The sequence below is a fragment of the Mycobacterium sp. IDUB_5 genome (assembly GCF_055419565.1).
The window spans coordinates 695,932-719,395 of record NZ_JBVAXX010000002.1 but is presented as its reverse complement, the minus strand read 5'-3'; the positions used below and the strand labels follow the sequence as shown (position 1 = coordinate 719,395).

Annotated in this window: 22 protein-coding genes and 1 pseudogene; 16 read left to right on the top strand and 7 right to left on the bottom strand. The window is 68.4% G+C overall.

Annotated elements, in window-relative coordinates; translation table 11 throughout:
* Positions 1 to 77 precede the first annotated feature (77 nt).
* Positions 78 to 1,010 (top strand): LysR family transcriptional regulator, encoded by a 933-nt coding sequence (locus ACZY1G_RS08745; RefSeq protein WP_463822139.1) that lies wholly within the window; start codon positions 78 to 80, stop codon positions 1,008 to 1,010.
* Positions 1,011 to 1,040: 30 nt separating this feature from the next.
* Here ACZY1G_RS08745 and ACZY1G_RS08740 read toward each other — a convergent pair.
* Positions 1,041 to 2,015 (bottom strand): annotated as a pseudogene (locus ACZY1G_RS08740) (YbfB/YjiJ family MFS transporter); the annotation flags it as partial.
* Positions 2,016 to 2,149: 134 nt separating this feature from the next.
* Positions 2,150 to 2,809: an MBL fold metallo-hydrolase gene (locus ACZY1G_RS08735; protein WP_463815004.1), complete on the bottom strand. Its 660-nt coding sequence runs from the start codon at positions 2,807 to 2,809 to the stop codon at positions 2,150 to 2,152.
* Positions 2,810 to 2,850: 41 nt separating this feature from the next.
* On the opposite strand from ACZY1G_RS08735, the gene ACZY1G_RS08730 reads away from it, so the two are divergent.
* Genes ACZY1G_RS08730 through ACZY1G_RS08700 form a run of 7 tightly spaced genes read left to right on the top strand, consistent with a single transcriptional unit; the run spans position 2,851 to position 7,761 of the window.
* Positions 2,851 to 3,504, top strand: coding sequence for an ATPase (locus ACZY1G_RS08730; RefSeq protein ID WP_463822138.1), 654 nt, complete (start codon positions 2,851 to 2,853; stop codon positions 3,502 to 3,504).
* A 35-nt stretch (positions 3,505 to 3,539) separates the two neighbouring features.
* Complete coding sequence (purS, locus tag ACZY1G_RS08725; protein ID WP_463815006.1) at positions 3,540 to 3,782, top strand: phosphoribosylformylglycinamidine synthase subunit PurS; 243 nt, start codon at positions 3,540 to 3,542, stop codon at positions 3,780 to 3,782.
* Positions 3,779 to 4,450, top strand: a complete 672-nt coding sequence (gene purQ, locus ACZY1G_RS08720; RefSeq protein ID WP_463815008.1) for a phosphoribosylformylglycinamidine synthase subunit PurQ — start codon at positions 3,779 to 3,781, stop codon at positions 4,448 to 4,450. The genes purS and purQ overlap by 4 nt, the downstream gene beginning before the upstream one ends.
* A gap of 5 nt (positions 4,451 to 4,455) precedes the next feature.
* Positions 4,456 to 5,340 (top strand): ATP-grasp fold amidoligase family protein, encoded by an 885-nt coding sequence (locus ACZY1G_RS08715; protein WP_463822137.1) that lies wholly within the window; start codon positions 4,456 to 4,458, stop codon positions 5,338 to 5,340.
* A 52-nt stretch (positions 5,341 to 5,392) separates the two neighbouring features.
* Positions 5,393 to 5,677 (top strand): type VII secretion target, encoded by a 285-nt coding sequence (locus ACZY1G_RS08710; protein ID WP_463822136.1) that lies wholly within the window; start codon positions 5,393 to 5,395, stop codon positions 5,675 to 5,677.
* Positions 5,678 to 5,725: 48 nt separating this feature from the next.
* On the top strand, positions 5,726 to 7,027 hold the full coding sequence (locus ACZY1G_RS08705) for a WXG100 family type VII secretion target (protein WP_463822135.1): 1,302 nt from the start codon (positions 5,726 to 5,728) through the stop codon (positions 7,025 to 7,027).
* A complete protein-coding gene (locus ACZY1G_RS08700; RefSeq protein WP_463822134.1) occupies positions 7,018 to 7,761 on the top strand; it encodes a hypothetical protein in 744 nt (247 codons plus the stop codon). The genes ACZY1G_RS08705 and ACZY1G_RS08700 overlap by 10 nt, the downstream gene beginning before the upstream one ends.
* Before the next feature lie 83 nt (positions 7,762 to 7,844).
* On the opposite strand, the gene ACZY1G_RS08695 is transcribed toward ACZY1G_RS08700, so the two are convergent.
* The 3 genes from ACZY1G_RS08695 to ACZY1G_RS08685 form a co-directional block, all read right to left on the bottom strand.
* The gene (locus ACZY1G_RS08695; protein ID WP_463822133.1) at positions 7,845 to 9,536 is read right to left on the bottom strand and encodes a PGRS repeat-containing protein; all 1,692 of its coding nucleotides are present in this window, start codon (positions 9,534 to 9,536) and stop codon (positions 7,845 to 7,847) included.
* Positions 9,537 to 9,848: 312 nt separating this feature from the next.
* Entirely contained in the window at positions 9,849 to 10,646 is a 798-nt protein-coding gene (locus ACZY1G_RS08690; protein ID WP_463815014.1) for a family 1 encapsulin nanocompartment shell protein, read from the bottom strand.
* Positions 10,643 to 11,638 carry a Dyp-type peroxidase gene (locus ACZY1G_RS08685; RefSeq protein WP_463822132.1) on the bottom strand — a complete coding sequence of 332 codons (996 nt, stop codon included), beginning with the start codon at positions 11,636 to 11,638 and terminating at the stop codon, positions 10,643 to 10,645. The genes ACZY1G_RS08690 and ACZY1G_RS08685 overlap by 4 nt, the downstream gene beginning before the upstream one ends.
* A gap of 52 nt (positions 11,639 to 11,690) precedes the next feature.
* On the opposite strand from ACZY1G_RS08685, the gene ACZY1G_RS08680 reads away from it, so the two are divergent.
* From ACZY1G_RS08680 to ACZY1G_RS08655, 6 genes are read left to right on the top strand one after another with little or no spacing between them, the layout of a single operon-like run.
* Positions 11,691 to 12,944, top strand: a complete 1,254-nt coding sequence (locus tag ACZY1G_RS08680; RefSeq protein ID WP_463815016.1) for a M18 family aminopeptidase — start codon at positions 11,691 to 11,693, stop codon at positions 12,942 to 12,944.
* A 15-nt stretch (positions 12,945 to 12,959) separates the two neighbouring features.
* The gene (locus ACZY1G_RS08675) at positions 12,960 to 13,307 is read left to right on the top strand and encodes a VOC family protein (RefSeq protein WP_463822131.1); all 348 of its coding nucleotides are present in this window, start codon (positions 12,960 to 12,962) and stop codon (positions 13,305 to 13,307) included.
* Between the two features lie 19 nt (positions 13,308 to 13,326).
* Positions 13,327 to 14,523 (top strand): cation:proton antiporter, encoded by a 1,197-nt coding sequence (locus ACZY1G_RS08670; protein ID WP_463815018.1) that lies wholly within the window; start codon positions 13,327 to 13,329, stop codon positions 14,521 to 14,523.
* A gap of 10 nt (positions 14,524 to 14,533) precedes the next feature.
* A complete protein-coding gene (gene purL / locus ACZY1G_RS08665; RefSeq protein WP_463822130.1) occupies positions 14,534 to 16,840 on the top strand; it encodes a phosphoribosylformylglycinamidine synthase subunit PurL in 2,307 nt (768 codons plus the stop codon).
* A complete protein-coding gene (locus tag ACZY1G_RS08660; protein ID WP_463822129.1) occupies positions 16,837 to 18,555 on the top strand; it encodes an alpha/beta hydrolase in 1,719 nt (572 codons plus the stop codon). Before purL ends, ACZY1G_RS08660 begins: the two co-directional genes overlap by 4 nt.
* Positions 18,552 to 19,175: an Rv0804 family intramembrane glutamic endopeptidase gene (locus ACZY1G_RS08655; protein ID WP_463822128.1), complete on the top strand. Its 624-nt coding sequence runs from the start codon at positions 18,552 to 18,554 to the stop codon at positions 19,173 to 19,175. The genes ACZY1G_RS08660 and ACZY1G_RS08655 overlap by 4 nt, the downstream gene beginning before the upstream one ends.
* On the opposite strand, the gene ACZY1G_RS08650 is transcribed toward ACZY1G_RS08655, so the two are convergent.
* Positions 19,165 to 20,358 (bottom strand): MCE family protein, encoded by a 1,194-nt coding sequence (locus tag ACZY1G_RS08650; protein WP_463822127.1) that lies wholly within the window; start codon positions 20,356 to 20,358, stop codon positions 19,165 to 19,167. The genes ACZY1G_RS08655 and ACZY1G_RS08650 overlap by 11 nt on opposite strands.
* A gap of 16 nt (positions 20,359 to 20,374) precedes the next feature.
* On the opposite strand from ACZY1G_RS08650, the gene ACZY1G_RS08645 reads away from it, so the two are divergent.
* On the top strand, positions 20,375 to 20,767 hold the full coding sequence (locus ACZY1G_RS08645; protein ID WP_463815023.1) for a sterol carrier family protein: 393 nt from the start codon (positions 20,375 to 20,377) through the stop codon (positions 20,765 to 20,767).
* Between the two features lie 122 nt (positions 20,768 to 20,889).
* Positions 20,890 to 22,431: an amidophosphoribosyltransferase gene (gene purF, locus ACZY1G_RS08640; RefSeq protein ID WP_463822126.1), complete on the top strand. Its 1,542-nt coding sequence runs from the start codon at positions 20,890 to 20,892 to the stop codon at positions 22,429 to 22,431.
* Positions 22,432 to 22,475: 44 nt separating this feature from the next.
* Here purF and ACZY1G_RS08635 read toward each other — a convergent pair whose 3' ends face one another.
* A complete protein-coding gene (locus tag ACZY1G_RS08635; RefSeq protein WP_463815026.1) occupies positions 22,476 to 23,447 on the bottom strand; it encodes an NAD(P)H-binding protein in 972 nt (323 codons plus the stop codon).
* Positions 23,448 to 23,464 lie beyond the last annotated feature (17 nt).

Genomic DNA, 23,464 nt, shown 5'->3' with positions numbered 1-23,464 from the left:
CGTCGGCGCCGTCCATGTCCTCGGGGCAGGACCGGTTTCCTCGTTGCTGAGAGGAGCTGGCTATTACGCTGCCGAAGGTGGAGCTGCGTCAGTTGCGCTACTTCGTCGCCGTGGCCGAGGAACTGAACTTCGGCAGGGCGGCCGAACGGCTGCGTATCGCGGGTCCGTCGCTCTCCCAGCAGATCAAGTCGCTCGAACGCGATCTGAGAGTCCAGCTGTTCGACCGCGACCGCCGATCCGTCGCGCTGACCCCGGCCGGCGCAGCACTCGTGGCCGACGCGCGTGCACTGATCGATCAGGCCGACGCATTACGCAGACGCGCAACAGGTTTGGCCGTGTCGGAACCGGTCCGGATCGGGTGGGTCAACTGGTGTCCGACCGACTGGGTCGAACGCGCGGCCGGTGTCGCGCAGCTGCGGGTGGACACGTGGGTGCTGCCCTCGCACACCCAGGCCGCGCGCGTGGCCGATGGCGTCCTCGACCTGGCGATCTGCTGGGTCCAGAGCGACGATCTCGCTGCGCTGTCGCTGCAGGCCCGGCTCGTCGGCATCGATCGCTTGCAGGCCCTGTGCCTCGGAACCGACGAATCGCCGGTGTCGGTCTCCGACACCGTCGTACTGGTGGACAGCGACACCGCGAGTTGGTCGTCGTGGAACCGGTACGCCGAAGAACTCGCCGAGACCACCGGCGTACGCGTCGTACGCACCGACGACGGTGGACTCACCGGCCCGACGTTCTTCGAACACGTCCGCCGTCTGCGCCGGCCCGTTCTCGTCAACCCGAGGGGGCAGCGCGATCCCGCTCCTCGAGACCTCGTGCGACGTGCGGTGATCCAGCCGACCCCGTTGTGGACGTGGTCACTGGTGTGGCGTTCGGGAGAAGACCGACCTGCAGTGCGCGCCGTCGTCGACGAATTCACCCGTGACACTGGCGATCTGACTGTCGACGAACCGGGTACGTGGGTGCCTGCCACGGAGCCACACCGCGGCGGTGGCCAGCGCGGCCGCTGACACGGTGATCGCCGACACCGCGAGCGCCGTCCGGTACCCGTCCGCCGTCAGCGGCGCCACCAGCAGCGGTCCGGCGATCTGCCCGACGGAGTAGCCGACGGTCAACAGCGCCACCGCCGAACGGATCCCCAGCAGTCGTCCCTCGGCCACCGCCAGCGTGCTCACGCCGATGAAGGTGCCACCGAACAGCAAGGCGCCGAGCAGGCTGGCCGGGCCGGTACCGAGACAGGCCAGCGCGATACCGACGGCCTGCACGGTCAGCGCGGCGGTCAGCATCGCGGGTTGGCCGAGCCGCGTTCCCAGTCGCGCCCACAGAGCCGCCGACGGGACGGCGGCCAGCCCGACCACCAGCCAGGCGCCGGCGCCGAGCGCACCGGGAGAGTGCTCGGCGACCGCAGCCACCAGGAAGGTTCCGGCGATGATGTAGCCGACGCCCTCCAACGTGTATCCGGTGAACAGGAGCAGGAATCGAGTGCTGCCGGCTCGATGCGTGTGCGCGTCCGGGTGGGCTCTGTGCGAGTCGCGCTGCGGGTGTACCGACCACCCGGCGACCCCCAACAGCGCGGCCAGGCAGGCTGCCGTCCACCAGGCGGTGTGCCAGTCGTTCGTCGGCAGGGCGAGGACCAACGCCGAGGAGAGCGCGATACCGACACCCACCCCGCCGAACCCCCACCCGGCTTTCTCCGGCAGCCGCTCCAGCAGCGCGTTGACCGCGACGACGAAGACCACCGCGCTGGCGAACCCTGCGATGGCACGTGCCGACAACCACACCAGCAGCTGCGTGGTCATCGGCATCGCGGCCAGGCTGATCACGATGGCGATCAGCCCCGTTCGGCACGCTGCCCCGGAACGCGCGAGCCGTGAGGACAGCGTGGTGGCCACTGCGCCGGCCAGATACCCGACGTAGTTGGCCGTCGCCAGGTGCCCGGCGTCCTGGGCCGTCAGACCAGCCTGCGCTGTCATCAGCGGCAGGATCGGGGTGTACACGAATCGCCCGACGCCCATGGCGGCAGCCAGCGCGGCGGCGGTGGGCAGCACCGGATTGTGCAGATGTCGTCGCATGACACCCAGCGTGGTCGCCGTGTCATCTCACGGCCAGGACCGGAATCCTCCCAGCTGGCAGGCTTTTCCTCCCACACTCAGAACTCGGTGCCGCTCTCCGGCTCGAGGACCTGGAAGTCGGCGTTCGTCATCTCCTTGAGCCGGCCGTAGAAGATCGGCCGCGCGATGGGGTCGACGATCGCCTGATGGATCGGCACCGCGTGCGTCGGATTCACTGCACGCAGATAGTCCACGGCTTCGGAGATCTTCATCCACGGCGCGGCCGCCGGGGTGGCGAGCACGTCGACCGGCTCGTCCGGAACGAACAGCGCATCACCCGGGTGCATCAACCGGGCCGCGTGCCCGTCGTCACCCACGAGATAGGAGATGTTGTCGATCACCGGGATCTCCGGGTGGATCACCGCGTGTCGACCGCCCACCCCGCGCACGCTGAGATGCCCGATCGAGAGCGTGTCCCCGACGTGCACGGCCCGCCACGGCTCGCCCAACTGCGCCGCGGTCTGCGGATCGGCGTACAGCGCGGCCTGCGGATTGGCCTCCACCAGCGCGGGCAGCCGCTCGGGGTCGGCGTGATCGGGATGCTGATGGGTGATCAGGATCGCCGACAACCCAGTGATGCCCTCGAAGCCGTGGGAGAAATTGCCCGGATCGAACAGGATCGTCGTGTCGCCACCGGGCTGAGCACCGTCAGAAAAGCTCGCCAACAGGCAGGAATGGCCGAAGTGTGTGAGCTGCATGCCTATAGTCTGGCGCGCACAGGGGAGCGGGGGTAGTGCGGATGCGGTGGATGCTCACACTGGTAGTGGCGTTCTCGGGGGTGTTCTTGGCGCCCGGCGGGGCGCATGCGGTGCCGGGATTCTGCCCGCCCACCTGCGACGCGATCCCGGATTCAGCGTGGGTCGAGCCGAGTTCGTTGCCGTTGGCCTCGATCTACCGATGGCCGTCGCTGCCCGGTCTGGCGGTCACCGCCCCGGCACCCCGGTTTGAATTCGAGTCATGGTGCGTCACCCCGGACTCATCATCCGATCCGCGCCGTTACGCCGTCGCCGCGCGCGCCACGGTGCCCAATCCGGACGGTCAGTGGAACCTGCAGGTGCAGGTCCTCCACTGGCGCGGGGACACCGTCACCGGCGGCCAGACCGCACTCGAAGTGCTGGAGAAGGCGCGCATCGCCCTGGCGACCTGCGGGGATGGGGTGTCTCCGTCACTGACCACCAACGAGGTGGACCGAATCGCCGCCGTGATCAGCGAGACCGGTAGCCGAGTCATGCACGTCTACCTGCTGGCGGACCCGGCCAACAGCACCATCGTCGAGGTCGCACTATGGACCACGCTGCCCGCGCGGGTCGAGTGGCGTGCGGTGCCGGACGCGCAGGTCTTCGAGACGATGGCGGCGCCGCTGTGCGCCGCCTACCTGGGCTCGTGCCGGTGAGGCGGGCTTGAGGTCGTCGCAGGTAGAGTGACCGCGTGGCAAAAGTGGTGGTTCACGTCATGCCGAAGACCGAGATCCTCGACCCGCAGGGGCAGGCGATCGTCGGCGCCCTGGGTCGGCTCGGCTTCGACGGCATCTCAGATGTGCGGCAGGGCAAGCGCTTCGAGCTCGAGGTCGACGACGCGGTCGACGACGAGAAGCTCGCCGCGATCGCCGAATCGCTGCTCGCCAACACCGTGATCGAGGACTGGACGGTCACCCGGGAGGACGGCGCATGACCCGAGTGGGCGTGATCACGTTCCCCGGCACGCTCGACGACATCGACGCGGCCCGGGCGGTGCGCCTGGCCGGCGGCGAGGCGGTGAACCTGTGGCACGCCGACGCCGACCTCAAAGGCGTGGACGCCGTGATCGTGCCCGGCGGCTTCTCCTACGGCGACTACCTGCGATGCGGCGCGATCGCGCGCTTCGCGCCGGTGATGGGCGAGGTGGTGGCCGCAGCCGAGCGTGGGATGCCCGTCCTGGGGATCTGCAACGGCTTCCAGGTGTTGTGCGAAGCCGGCCTGCTGCCCGGTGCGCTCACCCGCAACATCGGTCTGCACTTCGTCTGCCGCGACGTGTGGCTCGAGGTCGCATCGAACACGTCCGCGTGGTCGACGCGCTACGAACAGGGCGCGGATCTGCTGGTGCCGTTGAAGTCCGGCGAAGGCCGGTACGTCGCCAGCAACGAAGTACTCGACGAACTCGAAGGTGAGGGTCGGGTGGTCTTCCGGTACCGGGAGAACATCAACGGCTCGATGCGCGACATCGCCGGTATCAGCTCGGCCAATGGCCGCGTGGTCGGCCTGATGCCGCACCCCGAGCACGCCACCGAGGCGCTGACCGGTCCGTCCGACGACGGGCTCGGCATGTTCTACTCGGCGCTGGACGCGATTCTGGTCTCCTGACCCCGGTGCCCGTCCGCTGGCGCGAACGCAGCCGATTGGTGCGCGCGGTGCGCCTGTGGCGGACGCGGAACCCACGCACGTTCCGCGAGAAGGTGCGGTACAAGATGCTGCGCGACCACCGCCCCCTGATCGTCACGTTCGCCGACAAGGCTGCGGTACGCGCATACGTCGCCGGCGTCGTGGGTGACCGCTACCTCCCGCGGGTGTACGCGATCGTCGACGATCCGGAAGCGTTGCGCGACATCGCGTTACCGAGCGCCTATGTCGTGAAACCGACCCACGGCAGCGGGGCGGCGATCGTCGTTTCCGATCGAGCGTCGCCTGCGGCACGGCTGCCGACCGAGCCGCACAGTTGGGTGTACTCGCATGTGCGGCCGGAGGCGGCGCCGCTATCCGATCTGATCCGCATTGCGACGGGCTGGTTGGCGCAGCTGTACGGCCAGGGGCCGAACCGGGAGTGGGTGTACGGGCGCGTTCCGCGGCGGGTGATCGTCGAAGAGATGCTCGCCGCTGGTGACGGCTCGGTGCCGGACGACTACAAGTTCTTCGTCTTCCACGGCGTGTGCAGGTTCGTTCAGGTGGACAGGGGCCGATTCGGTTCGCGCACCCAGGATTTCTTCACGGCAGAGTGGAAGCACCTCGCGCTACGCGGCAGCGCGCCGTGCGCTGACGTCGAGATTATTCGGCCTGTTCGTCTGTCCGAGATGATCGACGTTGCCGAAAAGCTGGGTGCGAAAACGGATTTCGTCAGGGTCGACCTGTACGACGTGGACGGACGAGTGGTGTTCGGGGAGTTGACGAGCTTTCCTGCGGGCGGAGACAGCCCGTTCGATCCCGATTCGTTCAACCTCGAGTTCGGGCGCCCGTGGACGGTTCCGCGTCGGTACTAGCGTGCACATTTCGGTGCGCGGGCACCCCTGCACTGTGCGTTAGCGTTGTTCTGTGCTGGTTGATCCAGAGGTGTTGCGGGCCTTCGCGGGACAGGTGGAGGAAGCCTCGAGCGCCATCAAAGCCGTCAATGCAGGGCACACGGCGTCTACGTCCGCGGACGGACTTCCCGGGTCGACGACGCAGTGGGCGATGCGGTTGGTGGGTGCGCACATGACGACGCTTGCGGACGCGATTGCCACCAACGTCACGAAGATGGGTGTCGCTGTACGCGGGGCGGGCGACACGTTCCAGGTCGAGGACACCGCGTTGGCCGGCTCTTTCGACAAGCTGTTCTGATCAATGCTGCCATCCCGGTCCCGCCTTCAAGGCTGGCGCCCAGATTCGATGAGGGCGGCTGCCGACACGCTGTCGAAAGCGGGGGAGTCGGTGTACGCAGCGGTTCGCGACCTCGATGACGGTGTCGACCGCATGCCGGCCGCCGACGCGTGGAGTGGGGCGTCCCACAAGGCGGCCAGCGCGATGTTCGGGCGCGCGACGGACAAGGCTTCGACGTTCAAGCACTACGCCGAGGCAGTCGCCCAGGCGTTGTCGGACGGCGCGGGAACGATCGGTACGGCCCGCACCGCGCTGCTGAATCATGCGGACGAGGTCGACCGGGGAGAGTTGTCGGTCAACGACATGTGGGTCGTGCTGATCAAACCGGCGCGTGTGTCCGCGGAAAAAGCGGCTGCCCTGCAGGCTCAGGCAACAGCGGAACAGGCGGAGATCAACCGCCTGTTGACGGCCGTTGGTGAGGCCGACGCGGGCACAGCCCGCGAAGTGCAATCGGCCGGTGAGCGTTTTGGCTTCGCCATGCCGGGGCCTGGTGACATGCGTCGGCTCGATCCGACATCAGGCTTTGTGGCGCCCGGTGACGAGGTGCCCAACCCCATGTCATTGACCGGGATCGTGCAGCAAGGAGTGTTGCGTGACAACGACATAGCGCAAACTGTGAGGGACTACAAAGAGTGGGAGACCGAAGACGGTCAGTACCGACGGACGCTGACGATGATGGACGGCAGCCGACACGAGATCTATGAGTGGGGCGACATGCTGCCCAGTGTCGAGGACGAATACTACGACAAGGACGGCAATCTCATCTCGAGCACCTATTCACAAGACAGGATGTCCTACGACGGAACCCAGTACACCTCCATCAAATTCAGGGACGGCACCGAGGTGACGATGACGAGATCCGCTGATGGCAAGACTTCTGGTGGCGTTACGACAGGCGATGGGCGACACGGAGTCCTGCCCGACGAGTTCTTCACCCACCCCGTAATCACCGTCACCGGAGGTGTGCTGACCGGCTTGGAGAAGCAGGCAGAGCGCGGCATTCCCATGCTGACCGAGGAGTCCGTCGAAAACCTCGGCAAAGCAGGCAAATACGGCGGCCCCGCTCTCGGGGTCGCGACCGCCCTGTATGACACGGTCACTGCGAAGACATTTCAGGATGCGTGCGTGGCTGCTATCTCGGGGACGGCGGGAGTGGCGGGGGCCTATGCACTTGGAGGTCTAGGTGCGGCGGGCATCACCGCCTTGGGGCAGCCCCAGTTCGCCCCGATTGCTGCAGGTGCCGGCGACGTGCTTGGTGGTTGGGGCTTCGGATATCTGGGCGGCATCGTCGGCAACGTGGTATGCCGCTGATGAAGTCGTCCGTTGTCGTCTGGTCGGCCGTCGTGTTCGGCGCTCTAGCTGCGTTCACGGCAGCAGTTGCGTGTGTCCAGTTCGCGAGGCTGGAGGTGCCGAGCGGATTGGTGGCACTGGGAGGATCGATCTTCTGCCTGGGGTTCGTCATTCCCGCTTTCAAGAACGTTCCTGGCCGAGTGAAGCCACGCGTGCACTCCGCTGGTGACGGAACGACGTTTTTGCCTGATCGAGGGATCGAGACTCCCCTACAGGTGGGTATGGCCGGTGCCCTCATGTCTTCGGTACTGATTTTGATACTTCTTCCCGCGGGGCGCCTCGCGATTCCGGTCCCACCGAACATGCGCTATGCCCTGCCCTTCACGGCGTCTTTCCTCGTGGTAGGGATCGCGCCGATGTTGTGGCGAAACCTGCGCCGCGGCAGTATGAGTCGTCTACGGCTAACCGAGCAAGGGTTCGAATTCCTGGAGGGTTGGCGCCCGCGATCGGCTGATTGGTCTTCGGTGGAGGACGTGACTTCACAAGCGCCTCAACCGAAGAAGTCCCCGCCGAGTGCGATTGTGTTCATCCTGTCGGATGGCACGGTGTTGTCGTTCACGGCCTCTGCCTACACCCCCGGCGGTGTTGCATTGCGGAATCTGGTGCAGTTCTACTGGCGCCATCCCGAGGCCCGTGAGGAATTGACCGACGGGCGCGCGGCGCAACGCCTTCGCGATCAATTGGGCGCCGTCTGACTCTCTGAGCCCCCGTGAGCATGCGCGAAATGCCACATTAGAGCGGCGTTTTGCGTGCAGACACGTACGCTCGCGGCCGGGGGTTAGTCGTCGGAGGCGGTGCCGTTTTTGCCGTCACTGCCCGACTTCGAGCCACCTTTGCCGCCGGTGCCTGGCGTGCCTGCGGCGCCCGTATCGCCACCGTCGCCGCCGTTCCCGCGTTCTCCGGCGTTACCGCCATTGCCGCCGTTGTCGCTGCCGTCGCCGCCGTCCCCACCGTCACCCGTGCGGCTTCCTCCGTGGCCGCCGGCACCGCCGGACCCTGATCCGCCGTCGCCTCGCCCGCCTCTGCCCCCGTTGCCCTGTCGGCCGGCGTCGCCGCCGTCGCCGCCGCCTCCGATGCCGAGTTCTGAATCGCCAATGCCCGCGCCGCCGAAGCCGCCGTTGCCGGACCGGGTGCCGCCGTTGCCGCCGTCGCCACCGACACCCGCGTAGATGCCACGGCCGGTGCCACCGATGCCGCCGTTGCCGACACGACCGCCGTCACCTCCGTCGCCGCCGACGGCCACCCCGTTGTCGGGGTCGACGGCGTAGGCGTTGCCCCCGTTGCCGCCGCGCCCGACACCGAGTGCGTCGCCGCCCCAACCGGCCACTGCTGTCGATGCTGCGTAGGCGTTGCCGCCACGGCCGCCCTGGCCGGACACCGAGCCGCCGCTACCGCCGTCGCCGCCGTACGCACCGTTCGCTGTCTCCGATCCGGCCGCGCCACCCTCGCCGCCGTCACCGCGAGAGCCGGCGTCGCCGCCGTCGCCTCCCGTGCCGTAGTAGCTTCCGCCTTGGCCGCCGTCGCCGCCGTTGCCTCCGAGGCGACCACCCCTGCCCCCGTTGCCGCCGGTCCCGTCATCGGCCTCGCCGGCGCTGCCGCCGTCACCCCCGGTTCCGTACAGCCCTGCATCACCGCCGTTGCCTGCGGTCGTGAAATCGTCGTTGGCGTCTCCGCCCTTGCCGCCCTTGCCCGCTAGGGTTCCGCCTCGACCGCCGTCACCCGCTGCCGTTGTCGCGGTGGCGTCGGCGCCAGCTCCACCTGTCCCGAAAAGTCCCGCTGCTCCGCCACTTCCGCCGTTGGCGCCGGCACCACCGTTGCCCCAGAGCAGGCCGCCGGCACCACCGTTGCAGGCGTCGCCGGTGCAGTCCTGTGCGGCGTCGGCCCCGTTGCCGAACAGGCGAACTCGTTGATCGGCGGCGACGAGAGGGGCGGGGGAGCCGACCCGGTCTCGTGCTGCGGCGGACGAGCCGGAGACGCAGCCCGGGCTCCAGCAGACGCGCCCGTCACTGAAGGTCCAGAAGACCTGGCGGAGGTTGTAGCCGACGACCGACACCACATTTGAGTCTCCGGTGAGGGTCATGTGGAACCCCTGCGAGTTGATGCCGACGGAGTTGCCGTCTCCGGTGATTTGCGAGTACGAGAAGTCTCCGTTGTTCAGGACTTTATTGTTGTCGCCAGTCACGAGCACGGTCACCCTGTCGCCGATCGCGCGGACGGCATTGCCGGTCCCGTCGAGGATGACCCGGGTGCCGTCACCGTTTGCCTCGGCGCGCGAGTCGCCGCTGGAGAGCGTCGCTTCGGCTCCCAGGCCGATGGCGAGGGCGAAAGAGTCGGCACCGGTGGACACGGCAAGGGCCCGTCCTTCTTGATGCTTGACCTCACCGTTGATCGAAATCGAGAGGTTTCCCGACGTCGGCTTGGTCGGTGTGGCCGCATTCGCCACCAGTGGTGACACCACCCCCAAGCTCATCGCAGCCGCCGCAACCCCGACACGTCCCAACGATGTACGACGCACAGATTCCCCCACCTAGTCGACCCGACACTTTGCTCGCATGCGGCCTGAACCGCAGGTGTGTTCACCCGCGGTTGAGTGGTGCGAAGCTGTTCCCCCAGCTCCTTGCGCATTCAAGCAGCTGTCAAAAGCTATCAGCCACTGCGCGCGCGTGCCAGAGTTTTGGTAAACGAGTGTGCTCAGGGCTCCCTGTCGACGGGTCGCGAGCGTGCGTGAGACGCCATATTGCGGCGGCGTGTCGCGTGCAGACTCGCGCGCTCGCCGGACGGGCTATGGGGTCAGGGCGACCGAGGCTTCGGCGGTGTAGCAGAGGAACGTCAGCGTCTCCTCCAGGTACAGTTGCACCGTCTCGGCGTCGTGGGCCAGGTAACCGATCGCGACGTCGGTGCCCAGTTGCAGGTCGAAATCGCCGCCACGCGTGGACAACACGAACGCACCGTCGATCGCGGGGGCCCAGATGATGTCACCGTCGACCAGGCGGTTGATGTGCTCGAGGATCGGATAGCCGTGGGCCGTCGTCTCGGCGACCCGGGTGTACACCTCAGCCGACAGCAGCACCGCATACGGCCCGTCGACTCCCGCCAACCGCAGCGCGCTCACCGCGCGGGCGATCACGTCGGGGATCTCGCGCGGGTCCTCGGGCAGCGATAGCGCCGGATTGGAACTGCACTTGCGGATTCCGCTGATCGACGCCGCGCCGTAGCCCTCGAAGATCGCCCTGTCCTCGGCGAAGGCCAGCTTGCGGGCCGCCTCCTTGACCGGGTCCCAGTCCGAGTCCTGCGAGCCGCGCTCGACGTCGTCGACGTCGATCCGCTTGACGCTGAACGGAACTCGCAGCCGAACCAGCGGACGCGCCTCACGCAGATGCGCGATCACCCCGTCACCCGGTGTCACCACGTCGATCAGGTGGCCTGTGCTCACCGCCGCCGTCACCGCACCGCCGGGCTCGCTGACGTCCACCACGCGACGTCCCGCGATGTGCCGCTTGAACGTTCGCGTCGCCTCGTGCTCGATCTCGCCCCACGCGGCGTCGGTGATCGGAGCCAGCTCCCGGTACAGGTTGTTCATTGCGGTTGTCCTTTCAGGCTGCCGATGGCCAGAGACCCGGTGGAGCGCTCCGGTGCCGAAACAGGAAGTGGGGGTGGGTCGTCGAGGAAGTCCTGGATCGGAGTGAAGAACAGCGACCCCGTGATCGCCGTCGAGAACTCCAGGATGTGATCGGTGGTGCCGGGCGGCGAACCGATGAACATGTTGCTCAGCATGCGTTCGGTGACCGCGGCCGAGCGGGAGTATCCGATGAAGTAGGTGCCGAACTCGCCGCGCCCGATCTGCCCGAACGGCATGTTGTGCCGCACGATCTTCAGTTCGGTGCCGTCGGCGTCTTCGATCACGTTGAGCGCCACATGCGAATTCGCGGGCTTGACCGCGTCGTCGAGCTCGATGTCGTCGAGTTTGGTGCGGCCGATCACCTGCTCCTGTTCCTCGGTGGACAGCGCATTCCACGAGGCCATGTCGTGCAGGTACTTCTGAACGTGCACATAGCAACCGCCCGCGAAATCAGGGTCCTCGTCACCGATCCGCGTCGCGGAGTCAGCCAGCGGACCGTCGGGGTTCTCGGTGCCGTCGACGAATCCGAGAAGGTCACGGTTGTCGAAGAACCGGAAGCCGTGCGTCTCGTCGACAATGGTGATCGGACCCATCGCGGCGACGATCTTGGTCGCCAGCTCGAAGCAGACGTCCATTGTCTCCGCGCGGATGTGGAACAGCAGATCGCCCGGTGTGGACGGGGCCTGGTGCCGGCCTCCGTCGAGTGCGACGAACGGATGCAGTTCGGCCGGCCGGGGGCCGGAGAACAGCCGATCCCACGCCTCGGAGCCGATCGACGTGACCACCGACAGGTGCTTGCTCGGGTCGCAGAAGCCGATCGCGCGCACCAGCCCCGCGATGTCGCCCAGCGCGTCGTGCACCGCCTGCTCGCCGCCCTCGTCGATGGTCGCGACGAGAAAGATCGCCGCCGGGGTCAGCGGCGCGAGCACCGGCTGCGGGAGAGGGGCGGGCACACAGCGACCCTAGATCATGATCAGTACCGACGATCGACGAAGATGGGCAACCATGTCGGCACGTGCTGAAGACCTCTGCGCATTCATCGACGCGTCTCCGTCGCCGTTCCACGCCTGCCGGACCGCCGCCGCGCGGCTCCTCGACGCCGGTTTCACCGAACTGTCCGAGCGCGACGCGTGGACCGGCGAGGGCGACTTCTTCGTCATCCGCGCCGGGTCCCTGATCGCCTGGCGCTCGACGGGCGAACCCCACCAGCCGTTCCGCATCGTCGGCGCGCACACCGACAGCCCGAACCTGCGGGTCAAGCAGCATCCGGACCGGACCGTCGCAGGCTGCCAGGTAGTGGCGCTGCAGCCCTACGGCGGCGCATGGCTGAACTCCTGGCTAGACCGCGACCTCGGCCTCAGCGGCCGCCTCTCCGTCCGCACCGGCACCTCCGCCGAAGACGTCCTCGTGCGCATCGACGACCCGATCCTGCGTGTCCCGCAGCTGGCCATCCATCTCTCCGAGGACCGCAAGGGTGTCGAGCTGAACCCGCAGCGGCACGTGAACGCGGTCTGGGGGATCGGCGGGCCGCGCTCGTTCCTCGACTACGTCGCCGGGCAGGTCGACGTCGATGCCGACGCGGTGCTCGGCTTCGACCTGATGACCCACGACCTGACCCCCTCGCGGCTGACCGGCGTCGAGAACGAATTCGTCAGCGCGCCGCGCCTGGACAACCAGGCGACCTGTTACGCCGGGCTGGAGGCGTTTCTTGCGGCACCGGCGTCGACCGTGATCCCGGTCCTGGTGCTGTTCGACCACGAGGAGGTCGGCTCGCAATCCGATCACGGCGCGCAGTCCGATCTGCTGCTGACGGTGCTCGAGCGGATCACGCTGGCCGCCGGTGGCGGCCGGGAAGACTTCCTGCGTCGCTGCTCGACCTCGATGGTCGCCTCCGGCGACATGGCGCACGCCACCCATCCCAACTATCCGGAGCGCCACGAACCCGGCCACCTGATCGAGGTCAACGCCGGGCCAGTGCTCAAGGTGCAACCCAACCTGCGCTACGCCACCGACGGACGGACCGCTGCGGCGTTCGCGCTGGCGTGCGAGCAGGCCGGGGTGCCGCTGCAGCGCTATGAGCACCGGGCCGACCTGCCCTGCGGCTCGACGATCGGACCGATGACCGCCGCGCGCACCGGCATTCCGACCGTCGACGTGGGCGCCGCGCAGTTGGCCATGCACTCGGCGCGCGAAGTCATGGGCGCCGCAGACGTCGCGGACTACTCGGCCGCGCTCGCGGCGTTCTTGTCACCCGCCTGACCTAGGGTCTGCGACATGTCACTCGAAGTCGCGATGATCACCTTCGACTGTTCGGATCCCGACGCGCTGGCCGGCTGGTGGGCCCAGGCGCTCGGCAGCGAGGTGAATGCCGTTGCGCCAGGCGAATTCGTCATGGTCGCGCAGGACGACGGCCCCACCTTGGGATTCCAGAAGGTGCCCGACCCGACGCCCGGCAAGAACAGGGTGCACCTCGACCTGCACGCCGCCGACAAGGACGCAGAGGTGAAGCGCCTGGTCGAACTGGGCGCGCGGGAGACCGGGCGGCACAGCTTCGGCCCCGAGTTCGACTGGGTGGTTCTCGCCGACCCCGACGGCAACGCGTTCTGCGTCGCGGACGGGTAACCGCTGGCAAGATCGCCGTGTGCTGATCTCGCTGATCGCCTTCGCGGCGGTGTTCGCCGCATGGGCGCTCGGCGCGGGCCGGCTCGAACGGGCCCGGGTGACGGCGCCGATCGTGTTGATCCTGGCCGGCGTGGCTGCGGGCTTCACGACCTCCGACGCGCTGGCCGTCGCGCTCAACGCCGACGTCGCCCAGCACGGCGCCGAGATCATCCTCGCGGTGCTGCTGTTCGTCGATGCCACCGACGTCCGCGGCGGGCTGTTCGGCCGGGAGCCCCGCGCGGCCCTGCGCGTGCTGTTCCTCGCCATGCCCCTGAGCCTCGGGTTGTCGGTACTGCTCGGGGCGTGGATGCTGCCCGAGCTGTCCTTCGCCGTGCTGCTGGTCATCGCCTGCACGGTGGTGCCGACCGATTTCGCGCCCGCGGCGACGATCCTGCGCGACGCACGGGTGCCGGAGCGGGTGCGCAACGTCCTCAACGTCGAAGCCGGCTACAACGACGGCATCGTCGCCCCGGTGTTCATCTTCGCGCTGGCCCTGGCTGGCGGGGACCTGCGCACCGAGACACCGCTGCGCGCACTGGGGTCGGCCGTGCCCCAGGCCCTGACCGCGATCGTCGTCGGTGGCGCTGTCGGTGCGCTGCTCGCGCTCGCCATCAACGGCGCCACCCGGCGCCGCTGGATGACGGACCAGAGCGTGCGGATGATCTTGGTCACTGCGCCGATGCTGGCCTACGGGCTGAGCCTCGCGTTCGACGGCAACGGGTTCGTCTCGGCGTTCGTCTGCGGGATCGCGTTCCACTATCTGCGACACACCTCGTCCTGGCACGAGGAACTGGAGTTCGTCGACGACATCGGGTTCCTGCTCTCGGCGATCATGTGGTTCGTCGTGGGCGCCGTCGCCGTCCTTGCTGTCGAACGTGGAGTGTCCTGGCAGACGGTGGTTTTCTGCCTGCTGGCACTGACCGTGGTGCGGGTGGTTCCTGTCGCGCTGGCGATGCTGCGATCGCGGTTCTCCTGGCGGGAACGGATGATGCTGGCCTGGCTGGGTCCGCGCGGAACGTCGACCGTCGTGTTCGGGCTGCTGGCCTACAACGTGCTCGACGGGGCCGAAGAGCACGACGCCCTGGCCGTCATGGTGGTGGTGGTGCTGGGCAGCGTCGTCATCCACGGGTTGATCGCGCCGTCCGCCGCGGCACGCTTGTCGCAGGCCGCGAACTAGACTGTCGGGCGTGACGTCCGGGCTCACCCACGAAGTCGACACGGTCGACCACGCCGCTTCCACCCCCGATCAGCCGCAGCCGTTCCGCGAGCTCGGCCTCAAGGACGACGAGTACGCGCGGATCCGCGAGATCCTCGGTCGTCGCCCCACCGACGCCGAACTCGCGATGTACTCGGTGATGTGGAGTGAGCACTGCTCCTACAAGTCCTCGAAGGTGCATCTGCGGTACTTCGGGGAGACGACCACCGCGAAGATGCGCGAGGCGATGCTCGCAGGCATCGGGGAGAACGCCGGCGTCGTCGACATCGGCGACGGCTGGGCGGCGACGTTCAAGGTCGAGTCCCACAACCACCCCTCCTACATCGAGCCGTACCAGGGCGCGGCCACCGGCGTCGGAGGCATCGTCCGCGACATCATGGCGATGGGCGCCCGCCCGGTCGCGGTGATGGATCAGCTCCGCTTCGGCGCCGCCGACGCCCCCGACACGCGCCGCGTGCTCGACGGTGTGGTGCGCGGTGTCGGCGGCTACGGCAACTCGCTCGGACTGCCCAACATCGGCGGCGAGACCGTGTTCGACGCGAGCTACTCCGGCAACCCACTGGTCAACGCGCTGTGCGTCGGCGTGCTCCGGACCGAGGACCTCAAACTCGCCTTCGCCTCAGGTGCGGGCAACAAGATCATCCTGTTCGGCGCGCGCACCGGCCTCGACGGTATCGGCGGGGTGTCGGTGCTGGCGTCAGAGACCTTCGGTGGTGACGAATCCGGCGCAGGCAGGAAGAAGCTGCCCAGCGTGCAGGTGGGCGATCCGTTCACCGAGAAGGTGCTCATCGAGTGCTGCCTCGAGCTCTACGCCGCCGACCTCGTGGTGGGTATCCAGGACCTGGGCGGCGCCGGATTGTCCTGCGCGACATCGGAATTGGCGTCGGCGGGCGACGGCGGAATGCGCGTCGAGCTGGATCGGGTGCCGCTGCGTGCGGCCAACATGACCCCCGCGGAGATCCTGTCCAGCGAGTCGCAGGAACGCATGTGTGCGGTGGTGACCCCCGAGAACGTCGACGCGTTCCTCGCCGTGTGCCGCAAGTGGGACGTGCTGGCCACCGTGATCGGCGAGGTGACCGACGGCGACCGACTCGAAATCACGTGGCACGGTGCGACTGTCGTCGACGTTCCGCCGCGTACCGTCGCCCACGAGGGACCGGTCTACGAACGGCCCGTGCAGCGTCCCGACACCCAGGACGCGCTCAATGCCGACACCTCCGCGACGCTGCTGCGACCCGCGACCGGCGACGAGCTGCGCTCGACGCTGCTGGCGATGATCGGCAGTCCGCACCTGTGCAGCCGGGCGTTCATCACCGAGCAGTACGACCGCTACGTGCGGGGCAACACCGTGCTGGCCGAGAACGCCGACGGCGGAGTGCTGCGCGTCGACGAGGAGACCGGCCGCGGAATCGCGATCTCCACCGACGCGTCCGGCCGCTACACCGCGCTCGATCCCTACGCGGGTGCCCAGCTGGCCCTGGCCGAGGCGTACCGCAACGTCGCGGTCACCGGCGCAACGCCCGTCGCCGTCACCAACTGCCTGAACTTCGGCTCACCCGAGGATCCGGGCGTGATGTGGCAGTTCTCCCAAGCTGTCCGCGGTCTCGCCGATGGCGCTGCGGCACTGGGTATTCCGGTCACGGGCGGCAACGTCAGCTTCTACAACCAGACCGGCACGACGCCGATCCTGCCGACCCCGGTCGTCGGCATCCTCGGCGTCATCGACGACGTGAAACGGCGCATCCCCACGGGATTCGGCACCGAACCGGGCGAGACGCTGATCCTGCTCGGCGACACCCACGACGAGTTCGACGGCTCCATCTGGGCGCAGGTCACCGCCGACCACCTCGGCGGCGTACCACCCCGTGTCGACCTCGAACGCGAACGGCTGCTGGCCGAGGTGCTGACCGCCGCCTCCCGCGACGGTCTGGTCTCGGCGGCCCACGATCTGTCGGAGGGCGGTCTGATGCAGGCGGCCGTCGAAGGCGCGCTGACCGGCGAAACCGGCTGCCGCCTCATCCTTCCCGACGGATCGGACCCATTCGTCTACCTGTTCTCCGAGTCGGCGGGCCGCGTCCTGGTGGCGGTGCCGCGCACCGAGGAGAGCAGATTCACCGCGATGTGCGAGGCCCGCGGGTTGCCGGCCACCCGCGTCGGCGTCGTCGACCAGGGCCCCGACGGCGGTGAGCCCTCCGTCGAGGTGCAAGGGCTGTTCACGGTCACCCTGCAGGAGCTGCGGCAGACGTCGGAAGGTGTGTTGCCCGGGTTGTTCGGGTGACCTCTCGGGAGTCCACCAAACACCCCCTCTACGTCTGGGCGTGGGGCCTGCTGCGGTTGGACTTCACCGGCATCGCATTCGCCGCGCTGTTCTTCTGCCTGTCGCTGACACCCTCTCTGCTTCCGCGCGACTGGCTGTTCCAGGGGCTGATCGGCGGCATCAACGCCGCGATCGGCTACGGAATCGGAGTCTTTCTCGCGCGGATGGTGCGCCGGTTCGTCCTCGCCGGCCGCTCCTGGTGGCCGCCGTCGCTCACGGTGTCCTCGGCGCTCAAGACGGGCACTGTGGTGCTGTCGCTGCTGGCCTGCGTGCTTATGGTGATCCCGGCCGCGGGCTGGCAGCGCCAGGTGTCGGCGCTGATGGGCCTGCCCGGCCCCAGCACCGCGAGCTATCTGCGAACCCTGGTGCTCGCCGCGGTCATCGGTGGCCTCTGCGTTGCGATCACCCGCGCGCTCATCGACCTGATCCGCACGCTCGCGCGCTACCTGATCCGGCGTTGGCGCATCTCCGACGAACTCGCCCTGTTCATCGGCACCGCGATCGTCGTGGTGCTGGTGATCACGCTGGTCAACGGTGTGCTGCTGCGCGGGTTCCTGGCCGGCGCCAATCGGGTCTTCCAGCCCCAGAACGCCACCACCATGGCCGGTATCAGCCAGCCGCAGGCGCCGGAAAGATCGGGTAGCCCAGAGTCGTTCGCGCCCTGGGACACCCTGGGCTACCAGGGCCGCAGCTTCGTGGCCACCGGGCCGAGCGCCGCCGAGCTCACCGCCATCAACGGCAGGCCGGCGAGAGAACCGGTCCGGGTCTACGTCGGGCTGGAGACCGCAGACGACGACCAGGCCAGGATGGCGGTGCTGCTGAGCGAACTCGAACGCAGCGGCGCCTTCGACCGCAAAGTGCTCGTGATCGCCCCCACCACCGGCACCGGATGGATCAATCCGATCGCCGCGCGGTCGCTGGAGATGATGTACAACGGCGACACCGCGATCGTCGGATCGCAGTACTCCTTTCTGCCGAGCTGGATTTCGTTCATCGGCGATCAGCGCAAGTCGGTGGAATTCGGCCGGCTGATGATCGACGCCATCCACGACCGCTGGGCGAAACTGCCTCCGCAGCGCCGCCCGCAGCTGCTGCTGTACGGCGAAAGCCTGGGCTCGATGGCCGGTCAGGGCGCGTTCGACTGGCTGCCCGACATCTCCCGCATGGGTTTCTCGTCTGTGCTGTGGGTAGGACCGCCCAACGCGAGCTCACTGTGGCACGCGATCACGGTCCGCCGTGATCCCGGCACCCCCGAAGTGCACCCCCGCTACGACAACGGCCGCACCGTGCGGTTCTCGATGGGCAACGACGCGGCTCAGATCGCCCGCGACGCCGCCGAACCGTGGGAGGGCACCAGAGTGCTGTTCCTGCAACACCCCTCGGACCCGATCGTGTGGTGGTCGCAGGACCTCCTGTTCAGCCGGCCCGACTGGCTGGCCGAACCGCCAGGCCGAGATCGGACGGCCTCCATGCGGTGGTACCCGATCATCACGTTCTGGCAGGTCGCCGCCGATATGACCAACGCCTCCTCGGTGCCCGGCGGGCACGGCCACAACTACGGCGACTTCATCCTCGACGGGTGGGCAGCAGTGGCGCCACCTCCCGGGTGGACACCGTCGGACACCGAACGCATCCGGGCCGCGATGCAACGCACCGAGTCCGAGGACGGTCAGTGAAGGGCGAACGCCGCCAAGCACTCTCGCTCGTCGGCATACTCCTGGGGTGGAGTCTGGTGGCCCCGCGGATTCCACGGCGCTGGAATCCTGCTCCGCACCTGCTGCTCGGCACCGCCGCCGTGACGTCGACCGGCGCCCCGCTCGGTCTGCGTCCGCCCGCCCTGCTGCGCGGGCTGCGGTGGGGGAGTGCCGCGGGCGGCTTTGTCGTTGCAGCAGTCGCACTTTCGACGACACTGGCTCCGGTGCGCGCGGGAATCGCCGCGCGCACACCGCCCTCGTCGCCCGCGAGGTGGCTGCTGCTGCAGATCCCGCTCGGCACCGTGTGGTCGGAGGAGGCGGGCTACCGCGCTGCGCTGGGCTCCACGGCGGCGCGTGCGTTCGGCGTCGCCGGCGGACGCTGGTTCGCCGCCGCGGTGTTCGGCCTCTCCCACGTTCCGGACGCCCGCGCCGCCGGCGAATCGGTGCCTGGCACGGTGCTCATCACCGGGGCGGCGGGCTGGGTCTTCTCCTGGCTGCGGGACAGGTCGGGCAGCCTGGCGGCGCCGATGCTGGCCCACCTGGCTGTCAACGAGTCCGGAGCCGTTGCGGCGGTGGTGTTTTCGCGCCAGGTCAGGGATTGATCGTGTTCTCGCCGACCTGCCTGCCCCAGACGTAGTCGACGAGCAGCGGCTGGCCCAGGTCCAGGTGGTTGTAGGGCGCCAGGTTGAAGCCGGTGTCCATCACCAGATACGGATTCGGCCACAGCTCACGGGTGATCTTCTGCCAGCAGCCGGGCCGGCCCTCGGGGCCGCCCCGCGCATTGACCCGGGGCAGATTGTCCGGGTAGACGAACGGATTACCGGCCCCGGTGATGGTGCCCGCCGAGCGCAGCGAATAGCCGTTGTCGCCGCCCAGGACCCGGGTGATCTCCGGGGCCACCTCGGCGTAGTTGCGAATCGTGCAGAACATCATGCCGCGGTAGTCGTCGAGCAGCTTCGAGGTGGGCAGCAGGTCGGCCGCGCCCCGGATCAGGTAGGGGCCGCCGCGATCGAACGCCGCGGTCGCCGGCTCCGCGAAGCCGACCGCCGCCATCAACGCGGCGTCGATGTCGGCCGACCGCGCGTTCACCGTGCGCGCGGTGGTGACTGCCGCGGTGAGCCCGTCCAACAGATCCGGCGCGGCATCGGCGTAGATGTCGGCAAGGGACATGAGGACGCGGACATCCGAGCGCCACTGAGGCATCAGGTCGTCGAATTCCGTGAGGATGCGGTTGCCGTCCGCCAGGGACGCGCCGAAGCGGTTGCCCAGCCCGTGCAACGCCTCGGCGGTCGCGCTCAGCGTCTGGTTCAGCTTCACCGGATCGACCTGCTCGGCGATCTCGGTGACCGTCTCGAACAATGTGTTGAACTCCGTCGTCACCGCCGCGGCCTGTAGCACGCTTCCGTCGGAAAGTCGTTGTGCCGCAGGCTTTTGCGGCGACATCAGCGAGATGTACTTGTTGCCGAACACCGTCGTCGCCCTGATCTGGGCCCCCGCGTTGGCGGGGATGACGGTCATCAGGTCGGGATCGACGTTTAACGTGAGGCGGGCGCCGGCGGGATCGGGCACGATCTGCGCCACCCGGCCGATCTCCACCCCGTTGAACGTGACCTTGGCGCCGCGTTCGACGACCAGCCCGGCCCGGTCAGAGACGAGGGTGACCGTCGACAACGCCGTGAAGTCACCCCGGAACTGCAGGAAGAGCGCTGCGCCGAGGACAGCGATCGCCACGAGCATCAGCGCGCCCAGCCGCCGATAGGGCGGTGCGTCCCGGGCTACAGACACTTTGAGAACCTAGATCATGGCCGTTCGCCGTGCTGCCGATCCGGAAAAGACCCGCGCCGCCGTGGCGGCGGTGGCGCAGTGGCTGCGCGATGAGCACGCCGAAGCCCCGCCGCGCCCCCAGCTGGCGGAAGCGGTGCGCGCAACGGCCAGAACGCTCGCGGCCGTGGCGCCCGGTGCATCCGTCGAAGTCAGAGTTCCGCCGTTCGTCGCGGTTCAGTGTGTCGACGGGCCACGCCACACCCGCGGCAACCCGCCCAACATCGTCGAAACGGACCCCCGCACCTGGCTGTTGCTCGCCACCGGGCTGTGCACCCTCGACGACGCGGCCGCTGCCGGTGCGATCGCGCTGTCCGGCTCACGAGCTCGCGAGATCGCGGCGGCGCTACCGATCGTCGCGCTGCCGCAGTGACAGGGGAATCGGCGCGCGCTCAGGGTGGTTGACGTGTACGGCGCGGCGAGATTCCGCGTTTGGCCTCGGTTCACCGTAGACTGACGGCCGTCACCCACCGCCCCTAGGGAGCAGCGACGATCGTGACCGCCGAGCAGCCCGAGCAGCAAGAGAACGAGCCTCGAGAAGAGTGCGGAGTCTTCGGAGTCTGGGCACCCGGCGAGGAAGTGGCCAAACTCACGTACTACGGCCTGTATGCCCTGCAGCACAGGGGCCAGGAAGCAGCGGGCATCGCGGTGGCCGATGGCTCACAGGTGCTGGTCTTCAAGGATCTCGGTCTGGTGAGTCAGGTCTTCGACGAGCAGACGCTCGCCGCGATGCCCGGGCACGTCGCCGTCGGACACTGCCGGTACTCCACCACCGGCTCCACCACGTGGGAGAACGCCCAGCCGGTGTTCCGTAACACCGCTGCGGGTACCGGCGTCGCGCTGGGGCACAACGGCAACCTCGTCAACACCGCCGAGTTGGCCGCGCGGGCCCGCGACGAAGGCCTGATGGGCAACCGCGGCACGGTGGCGGCCACCACCGACTCCGACATCCTCGGCGCGTTGCTGGCGCACGGCGCGGCGGACTCCTCGCTCGAACAGGCCGCGCTGGAGCTGCTGCCGACGGTGCGCGGCGCCTTCTGCTTGACCTTCATGGACGAGAACACCCTGTACGCCGCGCGCGACCCTTACGGCGTGCGTCCGCTGTCTCTCGGCCGGCTCGACCGCGGCTGGGTGGTCGCCTCGGAGACCGCCGCTCTCGACATCGTCGGCGCGTCCTTCGTGCGCGACATCGAACCCGGCGAGCTGCTCGCCATCGACGCCGACGGCGTGCGGTCCACCCGGTTCGCCAATCCCACACCCAAGGGCTGCGTGTTCGAGTACGTCTACCTGGCCCGGCCCGACAGCACCCTCGTCGGCCGCTCAGTGCACGCGACCCGCGTCGACATCGGCCGCCGGCTCGCGCGCGAGAGCGCCGTCGACGCCGACCTCGTGATCGGCGTGCCCGAGTCGGGGACGCCGGCCGCTGTCGGTTACGCCCAGGAATCCGGCATCCCCTACGGCCAGGGCCTGATGAAGAACGCCTACGTCGGCCGTACCTTCATCCAGCCGTCCCAGACCATCCGTCAGCTCGGTATCCGGCTCAAGCTCAATCCGCTCAAAGACGTGATCCGCGGTAAGCGGCTCATCGTCGTCGACGACTCCATCGTCCGCGGCAACACCCAGCGCGCCCTGATCCGGATGCTGCGCGAGGCGGGAGCCGTCGAGGTGCACGTGCGGATCGCCTCCCCGCCGGTGAAATGGCCCTGCTTCTACGGCATCGACTTCGCGACCCCGGCCGAGCTGATCGCCAACGCGGCGAACGCCGACGGCGCCGGCGAGGAGATGCTCGACGCGGTCCGCCACGCGATCGGCGCCGACACCCTGGCCTACATCTCCCAGCAGGGCATGATCTCGGCCACCGAGCAGCCCGCAACGCGTCTGTGCTCGGCCTGCTTCGACGGCAACTACCCGATCGAACTGCCCGGCGAGACCGCGCTCGGCAAGAACGTGATCGAGCACATGCTCGCCACCGCGGCGCGCAGCGGCATCCCGCTCACGCCGGAGAACGACAACGCCTCGGCGCTTCGTCGGCCTTGACGCCTCCGGCGTCGTGCTGCCCTTGACGCCTCCGGCGTCGAAAATCACTGCGGCGCAGTAACCTTACTGAAGCGCAGCAGGTGCCTGCGTCCGGTGTGATCCTCTTTCAACGCGGCCACCACGGCATCGCGGTAGGAGGTCAACCCGGCCGCCGGCGGCGGGATCACCGCGTCGATGTCCCGCTCGTGGCAGATCGCGTCGCATTCCAACGACTCCACCAAAGGACGCGCCAAGCCCGCCTTGATCGGCGTCACCAGACCCACCCACAGACTCGCGATCGTCGGCGTCAAGAACGGCAGCACCACCATCACGCGCCGGCGCAGACCCGCGACATCGGCGTAGGTCTGCATCGCATCCCCGTACTCCATGACGTCGGGCCCGCCCACATCCCACGTGCGCGACTCCGGCACATCCGCGCCGGCCGCTTCGGCGAGGTAGTACAGCACGTCGTCGATCGAGATCGGCTGGATCTTGTTGTGCACCCACTTCGGCGTCGTCATCACCGGCAACCTGTCGGTGAGGTGACGCACCATCTCGAAGGACGCCGAACCCGACCCGATCACGATGCCTGCCTGCAACACCACCGTCTCGATCGACGAGGCCAGCAGGATCTCCCCGACCTCGACCCGCGACCCCAGGTGGCGCGACAGGTCGGCACCCTCGGGATGCAGACCGCTCAGATACACAATGCGGCGCACACCCGCCTTCTCGGCCGCGGCCACCACATTGCGCGCCGATTCGGCCTCCTCGGCGACGAAATCCTTGGACGTGCCCATCGAATGCACCAGGTAGTAGACGACGTCCATCCCGTCGAACGCCGCCACCAACGATTCCCGCTTGGTCAGATCGCCCGTTACCACCTCGACCTGGCCGCGCCACGGCGCGGTGTCCAGCTTCGCCGGCTTGCGCGCCATCGCCCTCACCACATGACCCCGCCCGAGCAGCTCGGGCACCAACAGCCCGCCGATGTACCCGGTCGCACCCGTCACCAGGGACTTGATCTGCTCAGCCGACACCAGCACTCCGTTCGTCG

Excerpts from the sequence above, each read along its gene's own strand:
- ACZY1G_RS08735 (WP_463815004.1), bottom strand. The coding sequence starts at position 2,809 with ATGCAGCTCACACACTTCGGCCATTCCTGCCTGTTGGCGAGCTTTTCT.
- ACZY1G_RS08730 (WP_463822138.1), top strand. The coding sequence starts at position 2,851 with ATGCGGTGGATGCTCACACTGGTAGTGGCGTTCTCGGGGGTGTTCTTG.
- purQ (WP_463815008.1), top strand. The coding sequence starts at position 3,779 with ATGACCCGAGTGGGCGTGATCACGTTCCCCGGCACGCTCGACGACATC.
- ACZY1G_RS08705 (WP_463822135.1), top strand. The coding sequence starts at position 5,726 with ATGAGGGCGGCTGCCGACACGCTGTCGAAAGCGGGGGAGTCGGTGTAC.
- ACZY1G_RS08700 (WP_463822134.1), top strand. The coding sequence starts at position 7,018 with ATGCCGCTGATGAAGTCGTCCGTTGTCGTCTGGTCGGCCGTCGTGTTC.
- ACZY1G_RS08695 (WP_463822133.1), bottom strand. The coding sequence starts at position 9,536 with ATGAGCTTGGGGGTGGTGTCACCACTGGTGGCGAATGCGGCCACACCG.
- ACZY1G_RS08690 (WP_463815014.1), bottom strand. The coding sequence starts at position 10,646 with ATGAACAACCTGTACCGGGAGCTGGCTCCGATCACCGACGCCGCGTGG.
- ACZY1G_RS08680 (WP_463815016.1), top strand. The coding sequence starts at position 11,691 with ATGTCGGCACGTGCTGAAGACCTCTGCGCATTCATCGACGCGTCTCCG.
- ACZY1G_RS08675 (WP_463822131.1), top strand. The coding sequence starts at position 12,960 with ATGTCACTCGAAGTCGCGATGATCACCTTCGACTGTTCGGATCCCGAC.
- ACZY1G_RS08645 (WP_463815023.1), top strand. The coding sequence starts at position 20,375 with ATGGCCGTTCGCCGTGCTGCCGATCCGGAAAAGACCCGCGCCGCCGTG.